This is a genomic window from Flavobacterium cheonanense (assembly GCF_039539185.1).
Taxonomy (GTDB): Bacteria; Bacteroidota; Bacteroidia; order Flavobacteriales; family Flavobacteriaceae; genus Flavobacterium; species Flavobacterium cheonanense.
This window is the reverse complement of sequence record NZ_BAABCT010000001.1, coordinates 63,946-79,459: the sequence shown is the minus strand read 5'-3', so window position 1 is coordinate 79,459 and position 15,514 is coordinate 63,946. Positions and strand designations below refer to the sequence as shown.

General features: G+C 30.9%; 11 protein-coding genes. 1 reads left to right on the top strand and 10 read right to left on the bottom strand.

Annotated elements, in window-relative coordinates; genetic code table 11:
- Nucleotides 1-251: 251 nt before the first annotated feature.
- From ABD766_RS00420 to ABD766_RS00390, 7 genes are all read right to left on the bottom strand, one after another.
- Entirely contained in the window at nt 252-3,050 is a 2,799-nt protein-coding gene (locus ABD766_RS00420) for a gluzincin family metallopeptidase (RefSeq protein WP_344814864.1), read from the bottom strand.
- Nucleotides 3,047-3,937, bottom strand: coding sequence for a hypothetical protein (locus ABD766_RS00415; protein ID WP_344814863.1), 891 nt, complete (start codon nt 3,935-3,937; stop codon nt 3,047-3,049). The genes ABD766_RS00420 and ABD766_RS00415 overlap by 4 nt, the downstream gene beginning before the upstream one ends.
- Nucleotides 3,937-5,370: an MBOAT family O-acyltransferase gene (locus ABD766_RS00410; RefSeq protein ID WP_344814862.1), complete on the bottom strand. Its 1,434-nt coding sequence runs from the start codon at nt 5,368-5,370 to the stop codon at nt 3,937-3,939. Before ABD766_RS00410 ends, ABD766_RS00415 begins: the two co-directional genes overlap by 1 nt.
- A gap of 83 nt (nt 5,371-5,453) precedes the next feature.
- Complete coding sequence (locus ABD766_RS00405; protein ID WP_344814861.1) at nt 5,454-6,179, bottom strand: LOG family protein; 726 nt, start codon at nt 6,177-6,179, stop codon at nt 5,454-5,456.
- 102 nt (nt 6,180-6,281) lie between these two features.
- Entirely contained in the window at nt 6,282-7,100 is an 819-nt protein-coding gene (locus ABD766_RS00400; RefSeq protein WP_344814860.1) for a BRO family protein, read from the bottom strand.
- Nucleotides 7,101-7,109: 9 nt separating this feature from the next.
- Nucleotides 7,110-9,944, bottom strand: a complete 2,835-nt coding sequence (gene uvrA / locus ABD766_RS00395) for an excinuclease ABC subunit UvrA (RefSeq protein ID WP_344814859.1) — start codon at nt 9,942-9,944, stop codon at nt 7,110-7,112.
- A gap of 77 nt (nt 9,945-10,021) precedes the next feature.
- Entirely contained in the window at nt 10,022-11,230 is a 1,209-nt protein-coding gene (locus ABD766_RS00390) for an OmpA family protein (protein ID WP_344814858.1), read from the bottom strand.
- 135 nt (nt 11,231-11,365) lie between these two features.
- Here ABD766_RS00390 and ABD766_RS00385 point away from each other — a divergent pair, with 135 nt between their 5' ends.
- On the top strand, nt 11,366-11,887 hold the full coding sequence (locus tag ABD766_RS00385) for a hypothetical protein (protein WP_298119442.1): 522 nt from the start codon (nt 11,366-11,368) through the stop codon (nt 11,885-11,887).
- A 63-nt stretch (nt 11,888-11,950) separates the two neighbouring features.
- On the opposite strand, the gene ABD766_RS00380 is transcribed toward ABD766_RS00385, so the two are convergent.
- The 3 genes from ABD766_RS00380 to ABD766_RS00370 all read right to left on the bottom strand — a co-directional run bounded on the left by ABD766_RS00380 (nt 11,951) and on the right by ABD766_RS00370 (nt 15,510).
- A complete protein-coding gene (locus ABD766_RS00380; RefSeq protein ID WP_344814857.1) occupies nt 11,951-12,910 on the bottom strand; it encodes a Fic family protein in 960 nt (319 codons plus the stop codon).
- Nucleotides 12,911-13,120: 210 nt separating this feature from the next.
- Nucleotides 13,121-14,941 (bottom strand): chloride channel protein, encoded by a 1,821-nt coding sequence (locus ABD766_RS00375; RefSeq protein ID WP_344814856.1) that lies wholly within the window; start codon nt 14,939-14,941, stop codon nt 13,121-13,123.
- Between the two features lie 92 nt (nt 14,942-15,033).
- Nucleotides 15,034-15,510 (bottom strand): hypothetical protein, encoded by a 477-nt coding sequence (locus ABD766_RS00370; RefSeq protein ID WP_344814855.1) that lies wholly within the window; start codon nt 15,508-15,510, stop codon nt 15,034-15,036.
- Nucleotides 15,511-15,514 lie beyond the last annotated feature (4 nt).

Below are 15,514 nucleotides of genomic sequence, written 5' to 3'. Positions count from 1 at the left end.
CTAGCAAGAAGTTTGTTGCAAACAAACACCAATGATTAAAAAGGCGATACCATATGTTACTTATAAAAAATAAAATTTAAACATTTGAAACAAATTTAATGAAAAAGTAGTAATAATTGTAATTCTGTGAAAAAAATATAATTTAATTATTGATAATTAAAATGCTTGATAATAGCCTTTGAATAGGAAATATTTATAAAAATGTTAAATTTTAAAGTAGATTATTAAAAAATGAATTTAAATTTTAAGAATTAAAACCATTTTCGAGTAAATAAACCAACCAAAGATTTTGGACTAAAAGCTACAATAAAACGTATTTTTTCAGAATATCTTGGCTGAGAAATTTCCCAACCATTGTTGGAATAAACTGGAAAGTATAGTTCGAAGAAATCGGTAACTAGATTCAAGCGAATTCCACTATCATATACAAATCGTGCATCTTGTTGTTTGTTCTTTAGAAATCCTAAATCACCATAAATTTCTACCCAATTCCATACATTAAAACTTCCGTTAAGAGTTGTAATCCATTGATTTGAAAAAGGATTAGAGAGTCTGGATTTGAATCCACCTTCAGCTTCAATAAATTGTTGACTGAACAAACCGGTACTTTCTGAACGTCCTAAATAATTATAATCGAATAAATAATCTGTTGGTCTATCAAGAGCGAAATCGAAGTAATTGCTTTCTGATTTATTGTATAGGAAAAGGCCGCCATAAAGTCGTAAATTGACTTGTCTGTTATTATCAAAAAGTCTTCTAAAAGTAATACTTGCCGATGTTTTTCCAAATTGAGAACCTAACTGCAAATCGGTAGAATAAGCGAATGCTTTAGTGATTTCTATTTTGCTGCTACTAAAACGAGCATTGAAAATAGAGTAGTTGCCTTCAAAAGTGTTTTTTACAAACTGGCTTGGCTCTCTATTTACATACACTTGTCTTAGAACAATACTTCTACCTTGGTTGTTTCTTAAATCATCCTCTCTAAATCGAAAAATCACAAAAGGATTTACTTTTTGATAATAGGCATCAGGAGCATAATGAAAAGTGCTTCCGCTGAAACCATAGCGCATCAAAAATAAGTTACTATCGCGATTGAACTGATTTACAACAAAAGAAAAACTTCCAGAAATGTCTTTAGTTTTGGTTGAAAAAGATGGATTTACATCGAAAGTAAAAGGTCTATCCAAAATAGTTTTGTTATGAAAATTAAGCCCTGGAATGAAACCATCATAGTAATTATATTCCAAAGTTGGAACATACAAAACTTGATTGTAATTGGGGTCTTCCAAGTCTTTCATCAAGTTGAACTTGATTGGACGATTGCTAAGTCGGAATGGTTTTAACGATTTCCAATTGTTTCTCTGATTGAATTCTGGTACGATATTTTTGTAATTGATTACAATTTTATCGGCGTTGTTTCTTTTAAAAGTGTAGATTGAATCAACACTTGGATTATCAATCCATTCTTTAAAAACTATTTGTTTATTTTTAATACCATAAACTGGAATTGGAACGTTTACATCTGTTTTATTTTTTAATGTAAAAGAAACACTATCAGTTGTTTTGGTAACATTATCGAATTTATAATCGACAATTTTTCTGGAATTGATAATAGTATTAAAAAACCAATCGGTATTTTTTAAGCTATTGTTTTTGATAATGCTTTCAAATTTGCCACTGTCTGTTTGGTTTTTTTCAGCATAAGCCACAAATTCACTAATACTTTTTTTCAAATTTTCCTCACCAATATAATCAGATAGGTATCTAAAACTTAATCCGGCTCTATATTTAGAAGCAATTTTTTCGTTGAATTTTATTAATGTGTTTTTAGGATCGCCTAGAGGTTGATCTAGATTTTTACGCGCCATTAACATATAGAAATAGCTGTATTGTTCGTTGAAATCTAAAGAAACTAATCGATAACCTTTTACCAATTTTAATTTTGCCACCGAACTCATCATTTTTGCATCAGGATAATGCTCATCGATGTATTTCATCATATAATGAATTTGGATGGCATCATAAATCCAATTGTCTTTTCTAGCGTCTAATCTTAAAGTAGATTTTAAATAATTGTTCAAAAATGTCTTTAAGAACTTCAATTCATAGATAAATTCGTCTGGAAAAGGGCTAATAAATGAAGGCAATTGATTTAATCCATAAAAAGGATTGGTATCATAATCTACTTGAGAAACGGTGATTTTAGATTTTTGATATTTTCCTAAATTTGCTTCTACATAGGTTAACACTTTATCTACGATAATGGCTTTGTTGATATCGCTTACTTTTTTGTCTTCAATATTTGTAAGAATATCTAGGTCGCCGTTTTTAAAACTAATAAAGCTGGTGTTCTTCTCGATGTATAAATTGAAATACGAATATTTTTTTCCCGAAAAGTAAAACGAATTGTTCTCTTTCTTTTCTAGGGGTAAATCACTTACTACTTGATGGTCATTAGTATTAATTTGCAAATCAATATCAGAAATTGCATTTGAGGCATCATCAATATTTAGGTTGCTATATTTTTTAAACGACTTGTTTTCATAAACTGCTGGTGTGAGAAAACAATTTTTAAGCACCATTCCTTCTTGTGAATTAAATCCGTAACGAGTGAATTTATCATCAGGAATTTTCAAAAAATAGGAGAGAACAAATGTTCTTTTTTGATTAGGTAAAATATTTTCATTTAAGGTAACATCCACTAAATCTGGGTGATTTTCTGGTCTGTTCCATGTTAGAAGTGATTTTGATTCATCAATAATGGTAAGATTTTTGGTTTCACCACGTTCTTTCTCGGACGCTAAATGAAAGCTTCTTACAAATTCATCCGAAAAACGTTTACCTAAAGGACTATTTCTATCAGAGTATGCATTATTCCAGTCGTTTAATATAATGGATTTAATAGTATCAGCAGATTGATTGAAATAGGTCAACTCTTGATAGACGCTTAGCATCTTTTTTTCATGATCAACATTGACAACAAATTTAGAATGATGTTGAGCTGATGCGAAAAAGCTTAATAAAAAGAGTATATAGGTTACTTTTTTCAAGGTTTAGATTTGGGTTTAAATAATAGATTAAAGACTTCTTTTGTAAATTTTTCTGCACCACCTTTATTCATGTGTCCACATGTAGAAAAATACTTATCCTCAGTTACGAGATTTTCAAATCTACGAATTTCTGGATAAACCTTATTAATATGATTGAAATAATCTCTATTGATAGTTTCCATACACATTGGCGTGGTCATGGCAATCAAGTTGATATTGTTTGCTTTACAAATGGCTTTAATTTCTTCGTAAGCTTTGTTTTTCTTTGGGTAATATTTAGATAAATCAGCAGCTACCATTGGTCTTTTATCGGTCATTAAAGGATAAAAACCATCTCTGTCTAAGGAATTAGTTGGTTTTTGAATGGCAGTCTGATAAAATTCTCTAAAACCAACACGAGCATCATAATGAAGGTATCGGTAAAATGGTATATAAAGTAATTTATTGTATTCTGGAATATCTTTGTAGTGATTTCTAATGGTTTTTGAAGTATGAAAATAGGGCATAAATAAGGAGCGAATAGCCTCTGAATGGTCGTTTGTGTTTATGTTTAAATCAACTTGAAGAATAAGATTCTCAATTTTATAGTTATTTTCAACCATCAGCTTTAGCATCAATGCCGATTCTTCTAATCTTGAGCGTGTAATTCCAAAATTAAAAGTTTTGTAACCTTGGTCGTTGAATATTTTTGGAACAAAATGATTGTTTACTCTAGAAGAACCAAGAAAAACAACATCAAAATCTTTGTCTTTAGAGCTAAAAATGTAGCTGATTTTGTTTCTAGATTTAGATTGCATGTAAACGGTTGTATACAACACATCAAGCAATATCATTGTAAGAATGAGAATTGCCAAACCTTTTAAAAGAAATTGTATAAACTGCTTCATTAGAACTGAAAATAAATGAATTCTTTGTAATCTGAAAAAACACCTAATGCTACAATTGCAGCTAGGCATAAGCCTAATTTTAACCAACTATACTTTCCAGAAATAGGTTCGATTCTATTTCGGTTATTCCATTCTACTAGAACAAAAACTAAAATTAATGCTATTAAATTGTGACTATAACGTTCGATTCGGAAATATTGTTCAGAGAAATGTAAATCGCTAAACATTCGGATAATATAATTATACGCATCTGTTATAGTTTTGGATCTAAAAAATATCCAAGCCAATGCTGTAATTGCAAATGTTGTACTAATATTGAACAATATTCTAATCGATTCTATATTGAATCCTAAAGTAAATGCATCAACATTTTTTCGATTTCTATTTAATAATAAAAGTGGTAGAAAGTACAAAGCGTTTATCAAACCCCAAACGATGAAAGTCCAATTGGCACCATGCCAAAAACCACTTACTAAAAAGATGATGAAGGTATTTCTAACTTGAAATAATTTATTGCCTTTGCTTCCGCCAAGAGGAATGTATAAATAATCTCTAAACCATGACGAAAGAGAAATGTGCCAACGACGCCAAAACTCAGCTATATCTCTAGAAAAATAAGGATAATTGAAGTTTTTCAATAAGTCAATTCCGAATAATTTGGAGGTTCCTAAAGCAATATCTGAATATCCTGAAAAGTCACCATAAATTTGAAATGAAAAATAAATGGCTCCTAAAATTAAGGATAAAGAATTCATGGTCGAATAATTATCAAAAATTTCATTGGCATAAATCGCACAAGAATCGGCAATCACAACTTTCTTAACTAAACCCCAAACGATTTGATAAATTCCTTCTTTTGCTTTTTCGAAATTAAACTTACGTCTTCTTTTAATTTGTGGTAAAAGATGCGTAGCTCGTTCAATTGGTCCTGCAACTAAAAGTGGAAAGTAGCTTACAAATAAGGAATAATCAACAAAGTTCTTTTCTGATTTTATTCGTTTGTAATAAATATCAATAATGTAGGACAAGCCATGAAAAGTATAAAAGGATATTCCAACAGGAAGAATCAGTTTTAATAAAATAGGACTTGCTGTCAAACCAAAACCTTGTAATAATTCGGCAAATGAAGTGGCAAAAAAGTTATAATATTTGAATATTCCTAGAAATCCTAAATTGATGGAAATGCAAAGCCAAAGCCACATTTTTCGTTCAAATGGTGTCTTACTTTGTTCGATTTTCATTGCGGATACATAATCCAGTAATGTTGAAAAAACCAAAAGAAACAGAAACCTCCAATCCCAACAAGAGTAGAAATAATAACTCGCCAAAATCAAAATATAATTCTGATTGATTTTAGATTTATGCCCAACAAACCAATACATTATAAAAACGATTGGGAGGAAAATTGCAAAATGTAACGAGTTGAAAAACATGTAATTAAAATTTTCAAAAACTAAATTCCAAATTCCAATTTAAGTATTATTTGGAATTTGGAATTTTATAATTGGAATTTAAGTTAGAAGTTCGGGCTTAAATTGTATTTTTTGTAGAAGTTATCTAACGCTTCAACTACTTCATCTTCGGTATCTACTACTTTGATAAGATTCATATCTTCTGGATTGGCATTTTTTTGTTTGTCAATCATCACATTTTTAATCCAATCTAAAAGTCCTGACCAAAATTCGCTTCCCACCAAAATGATAGGAAATTTACCAATTTTCTTAGTTTGAATTAAAGTTACTGCTTCAAATAATTCGTCAAGAGTTCCAAAGCCACCAGGCATTACTACGAAACCTTGAGAGTATTTTACAAACATTACTTTACGAACAAAGAAATAATCAAAGTTTAAATTTTTGTCTTTATCGATATAAGGATTGAAATGTTGTTCGAAAGGCAATTCGATGTTTAAACCTACAGAAGTTCCTTCGCCACGATGCGCGCCTTTATTTCCGGCTTCCATGATTCCAGGACCACCACCAGTGATTACACCATAACCAGCTTTACTGATTTTGTAGGCAATTCGTTCTGCTAATAAATAATATTTATCTTCAGGTTTTGTTCTTGCCGAACCAAAAATAGAAACGCAAGGACCAATACGAGCCATTGATTCATAACCATTTACAAACTCTGACATGATTTTAAAAATCGCCCATGAGTCGTTGGTTCTAATTTCGTTCCAAGTTTTTTGTTTTAATTTATCGTGTATTTTTTCGTCTTCGTTTTCGTAATTGTTAATTGACATAATCTAATTATTTTATTTTTTTTGCAAACGTGCTAAAGTAATTCTTTTTTCAAAAACTGCGCTTTCTTGAACATTTTTTTGATTAAAAAGAAGCTATATTATTTAATTATTTTTTTTAGGTGCTAAAAAATTCTCACCTGTTACAACACTTTTTCCAGTGTTTTGTTCTAATTCTATGCGTGCATTTTTTGCTACTGCACCACCTTTTTTGCTAGCTTTTGCATTATCAATTAATCCTTTTGCTTCTTCTTTTTCTGCAATTTGTCTTGTTGATAATTCGGCTAAAGCTGTAAAAATTAACTCAGCTTCACTCATGTGATCACGAAGATTTTGAGATTTTAAATTTTTAATTTCTTTATGATTTTTTACACTTAAACCTGTCCATTCTTGATGGATAATATTGGTTAGAATTGCAAAATCTTTTTTCTCTTCAATTCCAGCTTCTTTCCAATAATCGGTTAATTTATTGCGGGTTTCTTGTCCCATCATTCGTTGCTGAATCCATTTTTCACTTCTTCCGTGTTGTTTCCAGTTTTCTCTTGCTCTGTCAATACTTTGTGCAGGATCTTGAATTTCTTGAATTCGTTCATACCCAACTTTTGCCAACCATTGTTTAAAAGGTTCGGCTTTTGGAGAAGGAATAGATTGTACTATTCGTAATACATCTTTTACATTGCCAGCTAGAGTTTTACGGTTTTTCCCATTTGTCAGCATTGCTACCTGGGGACAATTTGTCCCTATGTAGTTTCCAAGTTCTAAATCTCTTTTTCTAATTTTTTTTAAATAATCTGTAGGATTTACTGAATCGGTTAGTGCCTCAATAATATCAACTAATGAAAAATACCAAGTTTCAGTTTCTTCTATGTAACTTCTTCTTATTTGTTTGCTCTCAAAAATGGCTAAAGAATTATTATTTTCCATATTATAAAATTAATTTTTCAACTCTTTTTTCAAAAACTGCGCAGTGTAACTTTTTTTATTTTTTATGATTTCCTCAGGCGTTCCAGTGCATAAAATTTCTCCACCACCTTTTCCGCCTTCCATACCAACGTCAATGATGTAATCGGCTAGTTTTATAACATCTAAATTGTGTTCGATAATCAGAACTGAATTTCCTTTATCAACTAATTTTTGAATAACATCCATCAATACTCGAATGTCTTCAAAATGTAAACCAGTTGTCGGTTCGTCCATTATGTAGAAGGTATTTCCTGTATCTTTTTTAGATAATTCGGTTGCCAATTTTATACGTTGGGCTTCACCGCCAGAAAGTGTTGTACTTTGTTGACCAAGTGTGATATAGCCCAATCCAACATCTTGAATGGTTTTGACTTTTCTATATATTTTCGGAATAAGTTCAAAGAAATCTACCGCTTCGTCAACCGTCATATTCAATATATCAGAAATTGATTTTCCTTTGTAACGAATTTCTAAAGTTTCTCTATTGAAACGTTTTCCCATGCAGGTTTCACATTCTACATAGACATCAGGTAAGAAACTCATTTCGATAGTTCTAACACCTGAACCTTCACATGTTTCGCATCTTCCACCAGCAACATTGAAACTAAAACGACCTGCTTTATAACCACGAATCATTGCTTCAGGCGTCATGGTAAACAAACTTCTAATCTCTGAAAAAACATCGGTGTAAGTGGCAGGATTACTTCTAGGAGTTCTACCAATCGGACTTTGATCAATATCAATTACTTTGTCGATATGTTCTAAACCTTCAATTTTCTTGTAAGGCATTGGTTTTTTGACACCATTAAAAATATGTGCGTTCAAAATAGGGTAGAGCGTTTCATTAATCAATGTTGATTTACCACTACCAGAAACTCCAGTTACACAAATTAGTTTTCCTAAAGGAAATTCAACGGTAACATTTTTAAGATTATTTCCGTTGGCGCCAGTTAATTTTATTGATTTTCCGTTGCCTTCACGACGCTTTTTCGGAACTTCAATTTGCATTTTTCCGTTTAGATATTGTGCTGTAATGGTATTTTCTTTCAGCAATTCTTTTGGAGTTCCTTTGCTAATAATGTTACCACCAAATTTTCCTGCTTTCGGACCAATATCAATCACATAATCGGCACATTCAATCATGTCTTTGTCATGTTCTACAACCAAAACAGAATTTCCGATATCACGAAGATTTTTCAAAGAATTAATCAATCGTTCGTTATCGCGTTGGTGCAAACCGATACTTGGTTCGTCTAAAATATAAAGTACTCCAACCAATTGCGAACCTATTTGCGTTGCCAAACGAATACGTTGTGCTTCACCACCAGAAAGTGATTTTGAACTTCGACTTAAAGAAAGATAATTCAAACCAACATCCATTAAAAACTTTAGTCTGTCGTTAATTTCTTTTAGGATTTCAGTTGCGATTGTTTTTTGTTTTTCAGTCAATTCTTTTGGTAAATTTTGAAACCAAATAGTCAATTCTGAAATATCCATCGCTGATAATTCAGCTATATTTTTATCGTTTATTTTGAAGAAAAGTGATTCTTTTTTCAATCGAGAGCCATTACATTCAGGACAATTGATTTCGTCCATAAAGTCTTTTGCCCATCGTTTTATGGAACTTGAATTGCTATCATCGTGCTGACTTTTTATAAATTTAGCAATTCCTTCAAAATCAATTTTATATTCTTTGGTAACACCAGCTGCTTTTGAAACCACTGAGAATTTTTCATTTCCGCCGTTCAAAATCATTTCCATGGCTTCTTCAGAAATGGTTTCGATGGCATCAGTTAATTTGAAATTATATTTTTCACCAATAATTTCCAATTGTTTGAACATCCAAGAATTTTTGTATTCTCCAAGTGGCGCAAATCCACCTTTGATAATAGATAATTTGGGATTTGGAATAATCTTTTTTATATTGATTTCATTGATAATTCCAAGACCATTGCAATGTTCGCAAGCACCTTTTGGAGAATTGAATGAAAACAAATTGGGTTCCGGATTTTGATACGAAATCCCAGTCGTCGGACACATCAAAGTTCTGCTGAAAAAACGTACTTCATCACTTTCATGTTCGATAACCATCATAACATCTTCACCGTGATACATAGCAGTTTTGATGCTTTCTGCTAATCTTTTATCGGTATCTTCGTCGTTTTCGACTTGCAATCTATCAATTACAATTTCTATATCGTGTGTTTTGTAACGATCCAATTTCATTCCGGTTGTGATGTCTGTAATTTTACCATTCACACGAACTTTTACGAAACCTTGTTTGGCAATTTGTTGGAACAATTCGGCATAATGACCTTTTCTTGCACGAATGATTGGAGCTAAAACATTAATACGCTTTCCTTTGAAGTTTTCCTTAATCAATTCCTTGATTTGTTCATCAGAATAGGAAACCATTTTTTCGCCAGTATTGTAACTAAAAGCATCTCCAGCACGAGCAAAAAGCAAACGCAAGAAGTCATAAATTTCGGTAATAGTTCCCACAGTAGAACGCGGAGATTTACTTGTGGTTTTTTGTTCAATGGCAATTACAGGCGAAAGTCCGTCGATTTTATCAACATCTGGACGTTCTAATCCGCCAAGAAATTGTCGTGCGTATGCAGAAAAAGTTTCTATATAACGACGCTGTCCTTCGGCATAAATGGTATCAAAAGCCAACGATGATTTTCCCGAACCCGAAAGTCCAGTAATTACCACAAGTTGTTCTCTTGGAATAGAAATATCAATGTTTTTGAGGTTGTGAACTCTTGCACCAATAACTTCAATTGTATTTTCGTTTTCTAGCATGTTTTTAGTCAAAACGCAAAAATACGATTTTATGAGCAAAATTCAGTTAGTCAGAACAGAAGAATTTGTTAAAGATTTTAATTAAAAATTCGTTTCAACCATTCCCAAAAACCTTTCTTTTTAGCTTTTTCTTTATCTTTTGCATCCTCACTTGATATAGGAATATATTTATAAAGCGGATATTTTTTATTGTATTTTGAAACTTTGCAGACGGTAAGTCCAAAAGTTGTTTTTCCAGAGCTATTAATTCCAGTGAAATAAAGTTTTTTTGGATTTACATTTTTAGGAATTACAAAGGCAAAACCTGTTTTATCCATTCGAGCGGAAAATTTTAAATCATTTTGTTTTTCTGAGGCATAACTTAGATAAACATCATAAAAGAACTCTTCTCTTTCTGTTGCAACAATGATTACTTTTTTCTTTTTACCAGTTGTCACGTTTGTAAATTGGTCACGATAAATGTTTTTATCTAAATTTATGGATATCTTATTTCCTCTAAAATTGGATACATTAAGATTGAATTCATAGCGTTTAGTGTTATTATTCCATTTAGGTTTTAGTTTTAAATTTCTCCAACGTTTTCTTCCATCTTTATCGGTTTCTTCAACCCAAACAGTCATTTCTTCATCATAAACGGTATTTGAAATTGTAGGAATTGCGACTTGAATTGCTCCATCTTCAATATCATTCGGATTAATATCTTTTAAGTCAATATCAATCATTCCTGCGGTTTCTAAAACTTCATCATTGATGTCTAAAGCAAACTTTTCATTTTGAATCATGCTTTGTGTCGAAAAATATTCTTCTAAAGTAAATTCGGCATTCGATTCATTTTTTAATTTAAAAGAAACCTCTGTTCCATTTTTTCCAGTAAGTGAATTTAATTTGTAATAGCAATCTTCTGATTTTGCTGTAAATGTCACAGTTGTATTTCTTTGGATTGTTTCGTTTTCAGACTTGTTATCGATGCCAAATCCTTTATAGGAAAGTAAAGACTGATTTAGTTTTTTATCAATAAAGTAGTCGAAAACGGTTTTTGCTCTATCGTTTGAAAGCTTTTGATTGTATTTTAAAGAGCCACTAGGGTCTGTATATCCAACAATTTTGATTGAATAATTGGAATACTTATTAGCCACTGTGATTAAGCTGTCTAATGTTGATGTAGCATTTGTTGTAAGTAAAAATTGATTGTGTTCAAAGAGTATTTTCTTTTCAATAGTAATGGTATTTTGAGCATTTGAAAGTATTGAAATTACAAATGCTGTTAGTAGGTAAAAGTATTTCATAGTAAATAATATGTGTGATTAACTTTAAGTATAGAGGTTGTTTTTTTCAAAAAGGTTGGAACAAGTAAAAAAATAAATATACTAAAATAAAAATTCAATTAAACATTTTATATTTGGGCATCAAAAATAAGTAAGATGAAAATATTAGGAATAGGATCACGTATAAAGCATTCAGAATTTGGATTGGGAGTTGTAACCAATGTAACTTCTAAACATTATTGGGTAACTTTTATTGAAAATGGATTGGAAACTATTGATGTTGATAGTGAATTTGAAGTAATTGAAGCTGTGGAAGATGAAGTAGATTCAGTAAGTTTTTATGAAGTGGAGAAAACTTTGAAAAACATTCTTCAAAAATGGAGTGATGTAACTCAAATTGTTCCCATAGCAGATAAATGGAAAGGTGGAAAATTGGTAATGGAACCAGGAACACCAACTCAAAACAAAGAAGTTCCAATCGATACCTTTTTCAATAAGATAATTATGGTTAGAGATCGACTTCGTGTTATGGAGCAAAAAATTAATTCAAGTAATTTAGATAATGCTGAAAAAGTTGAATTACAACAATACATTACAAGATGTTACGGAAGTTTAACGACTTTTAACGTGTTGTTTAAAAGTACCAATGATTATTTTGTTGGAGAGAAGACGAAATAAAAAAGTCTCAGTTTGCAGTCACAGTAATCAGATAGCACTGAAAACTGTGACTGCGACTGAAAACTAAATAACTCTTTTCCTCTGACGATTTTCAATATAATCTTCAATTGCTTTTTTGGTAGTGTACCAATTTCTACCTTCTTTATGAGCATCAATTTTTCCTTGACGCGCTAACAGACTTACATATTCTTGGCTGTATGGCGAATTAGGTTCATTAACGATATTGGAAATTTCTTGAAAGTCATAATCATTATCGGGCAATGAATTTAGATAAATGTTTAAAGTTCGTTCTTGAGCCTGACACATTAGCAACATTAATTTTTGATAATTTCCATTATTGGCTTGGTTTAATGCTTCATAATATTTTTTTCTATCATTAGATAAAATAATGGCAGGCGGAAAACCTTTTCTCATCAATAATAAATTCATTGCTAATCTTACTGTTCTTCCATTTCCATCAAAGAATGGATGAATCCAAACAAATTTATGGTGAAAGATTGTTGCCAATTCAATATCGTTTAATTGCATTGGATTTGTATTTACAAAGTCAATTAATTCATCTAATAAATCGGAAACTTTATTGGCATTTGGCGGAACAAAATTGGCTCCAGAAATTCTAACGCCGCCATTTCTAATTCTTCCTGCAAAATCTTCTTCAATCATGTTTAGTACCAAACTATGAATAGATAGTATATCAATTGCACGAATTTCATAACTATCATCAACAATAGAAAACAAATAATTGATGGCTTTCTCGTGATTTTTTGCCTCAAAATGTTCGCGAAGTGATTTTCCTTTTACAGTAATTCCTTCTTGAAGAACCATTTGAGTTTCTTGAAGCGTCAATGTATTTCCTTCAATACTGTTGGAATTATAAGTCCACTCAATAGATAATGATTCTTTAATTTTTTGCAAAGCAATATTTGGCAATGGTCTGCTTCTTTTTAAAACAGCCATTTTATCGTACAATCTATCGAATGTTGATTGTAATTCTTCTCTATATTTAATATCAATGTTCCACATAACAACGCAAAGATATTTCTTAATATCGGATAAAGCAAATTTAAAACATATCCGATATTAAAATTTTTCAAAAATCAATTTCAACTTCAAAAGTCAACTTCAACTTCAACTTCAATTTCAACTTCAAAATTCAAATTATTGTATAAGTATTATTAAGTTTTGTTATTGAATTTTGCAATTGACTTTTGAATTTGATTTTTGAAATAGAAACTATTCAATCACCATTTCCTTCAATTGCTCGCGATAAGCTTCAAGAATAGTTACTTTAGAAATCAATCCAAAGAACTTTCCGTTTTTAGTAACAGGAAGTAGGTTTTGATTTGAAGTTTCAAATTTTTCCATGATTGTTTCCATTCCGTCATCGTGGTTGATGATTTCTTTTGGTTGAGTAAGGATTTCTTTGATTTCTGTGAACTTAATTCGATAAGGATTAAATACTATAGAACGTATATTTTCAAAATCAACAATTCCAAGAAGTTTATTCCTTTCGTCTAAAACAGGAATGATTTGTTGGTTTACATTTGATAAATGTTCGATAAGATTTTCTAAAGATTTGTCGAGAGAAATTGTTTTCACATCAGTTTCAACTAATTCAAGGAAATCAATACTTTGCAAGATATTTTTATCTTTATCACTTGTAAAAACGTCACCTTTATCTGCCAATGCTTTAACATCCATTGAATGAGGTTCCATTTGTTTGGAAACCGCAAAACTTATTGAAGAAACAATCATCAATGGAACCATTAAATCATAACCTCCAGTGATTTCACCAATCAAGAAAATTGCGGTTAATGGTGCGTGAAATAAACCACTCAAAATTCCAGCCATTCCTACAATGGTAAAATTAGTTACAGGAAGATGCGAATTGATATTGGTCAAATCCATAAATTTTGCTACAAAAAAACCAAGATAAGAACCTACAAATAGAGAAGGAGCGAAGTTACCTCCATTTCCGCCAGAACCTAATGTTAAACCAGTTGCGAAAGATTTTAATAAGACAATCAAACCAACAAATCCTAATAAAATCCATTCGTTACTTTTATGATTTTCTAATAAAGTATTTTCTAGTAAACTTTCAGGATGAGCTGTTGAGAGTGTTTTCATGCTTTCGTAACCTTCACCAAAAAGAGTTGGAAAAAAGAATATTAAAACAGCTAAAATAGTAGCGCCAAATAAAGCTTTCTTGTAAGTGTTGTTTTTAAATCGACTAAAGAAATGTTCTACTTTTCTGAAATTTCGGGCATGATAAACAGAAACTAAACCAGCTAAAATTCCTAATAATATGTAGTAAGGTGTATTGTGAAAATCAAAATTTTGTTCTTGTTCAAAACTCAATAAAACATCCTGACTTAAAAGCACTTTAGAAACTAACGCACCAGTTGCGGCTGAAATCATGATGGGTATAAAAGCCGAAATGACAACATCAGTTAAAACAACTTCTATTGCAAACAAAACTCCAGCAATTGGAGCATTGAAAGCTGCACCAATTCCGGCAGCAACTCCACACGCTAATAGTAAAATTCTATCCTTTTGAGAAAGTTTATATTTTAGAGCAAAGTTAGAACCAAAAGCAGCTCCGGTTATTGTAATCGGACTTTCCAATCCAGCAGAACCACCAAGTCCAACGGTTAATGAACTTGTTATAATTTGGGCATACATTTGTTTTTTTGGAATAATTCCACCTTTTTTAGCAACAGCATAAAGAATTCTTGAACTACCTTTTTCTATAGAACCATCTAGGAATTTTTTGATAACAAAAACAGTCAGTAAAATACCTATAATTGGAAAAATACTATTGGCATAAGGTAGCTTTAAATATTTATTAGCATAATTGGCAAAAATGAAAACATTGTGCGCAAAACTTTTAAGAATAATCACAGCCAAAGCGCAAGATATTGCTACAGCAACCGCAGATAAGTATATAAAATTACGCTCAGACAAAATTGTTTTTGCCAAGAAGAATAAGGATTCTAATCGGCGAGCAATTTTTCTAAAAAATAATTGAATGATTACTGACTTTCTGTTTGGCATTTTGATTTATTCACTGCGAAAGACAAAAGTAGTGTTTTAAAATTTTACATAAAAAATCCGATGAAGGATATTTCTTTCATCGGATTTTGAATTTAATTTATTTCGCAACTTTTTTTGCTGAGTATGACTTCTATTGGTTTGTAAACTCTTTCACCAAAGGTAGAATCATAATAATCATTCGAATCATAATTTCCACACAATGGAAATTTATCAATTTCAGTAAGTTTAATTTCTTTAGTTCCATAATAAGTCCAGTCATTGTTTCCATATTCGCAAAAACTTTCAATTTTTAAATAGTAATTTTCAATGTCAAGTCTACTTGGAATTATTACACTGTATTCGTCAGATAAAAATGGGAATCTATTATTTTGAGTTAAAATGTAGACTTTATTATTCACTACTTTATCTTTTTTCTTTTTGACTAAAGTTACTTTCAAATTTGGAATCGTATTCTGATTTTCTCTAGTGTGAACTTTTAAAACTATTATATCTGAAAAATCATACGGACAATGTTGTGCGTTGACTAAATTGGAAACCAAAACAAAAAAACAAATTAATATCTTTTTCATATCA

Excerpts from the sequence above, each read along its gene's own strand:
- ABD766_RS00400 (WP_344814860.1), bottom strand. The coding sequence starts at position 7,100 with ATGGAAAATAATAATTCTTTAGCCATTTTTGAGAGCAAACAAATAAGA.
- ABD766_RS00405 (WP_344814861.1), bottom strand. The coding sequence starts at position 6,179 with ATGTCAATTAACAATTACGAAAACGAAGACGAAAAAATACACGATAAA.
- ABD766_RS00370 (WP_344814855.1), bottom strand. The coding sequence starts at position 15,510 with ATGAAAAAGATATTAATTTGTTTTTTTGTTTTGGTTTCCAATTTAGTC.
- ABD766_RS00385 (WP_298119442.1), top strand. The coding sequence starts at position 11,366 with ATGAAAATATTAGGAATAGGATCACGTATAAAGCATTCAGAATTTGGA.
- ABD766_RS00415 (WP_344814863.1), bottom strand. The coding sequence starts at position 3,937 with ATGAAGCAGTTTATACAATTTCTTTTAAAAGGTTTGGCAATTCTCATT.
- ABD766_RS00390 (WP_344814858.1), bottom strand. The coding sequence starts at position 11,230 with ATGAAATACTTTTACCTACTAACAGCATTTGTAATTTCAATACTTTCA.
- ABD766_RS00380 (WP_344814857.1), bottom strand. The coding sequence starts at position 12,910 with ATGTGGAACATTGATATTAAATATAGAGAAGAATTACAATCAACATTC.
- uvrA (WP_344814859.1), bottom strand. The coding sequence starts at position 9,944 with ATGCTAGAAAACGAAAATACAATTGAAGTTATTGGTGCAAGAGTTCAC.
- ABD766_RS00410 (WP_344814862.1), bottom strand. The coding sequence starts at position 5,370 with ATGTTTTTCAACTCGTTACATTTTGCAATTTTCCTCCCAATCGTTTTT.
- ABD766_RS00375 (WP_344814856.1), bottom strand. The coding sequence starts at position 14,941 with ATGCCAAACAGAAAGTCAGTAATCATTCAATTATTTTTTAGAAAAATT.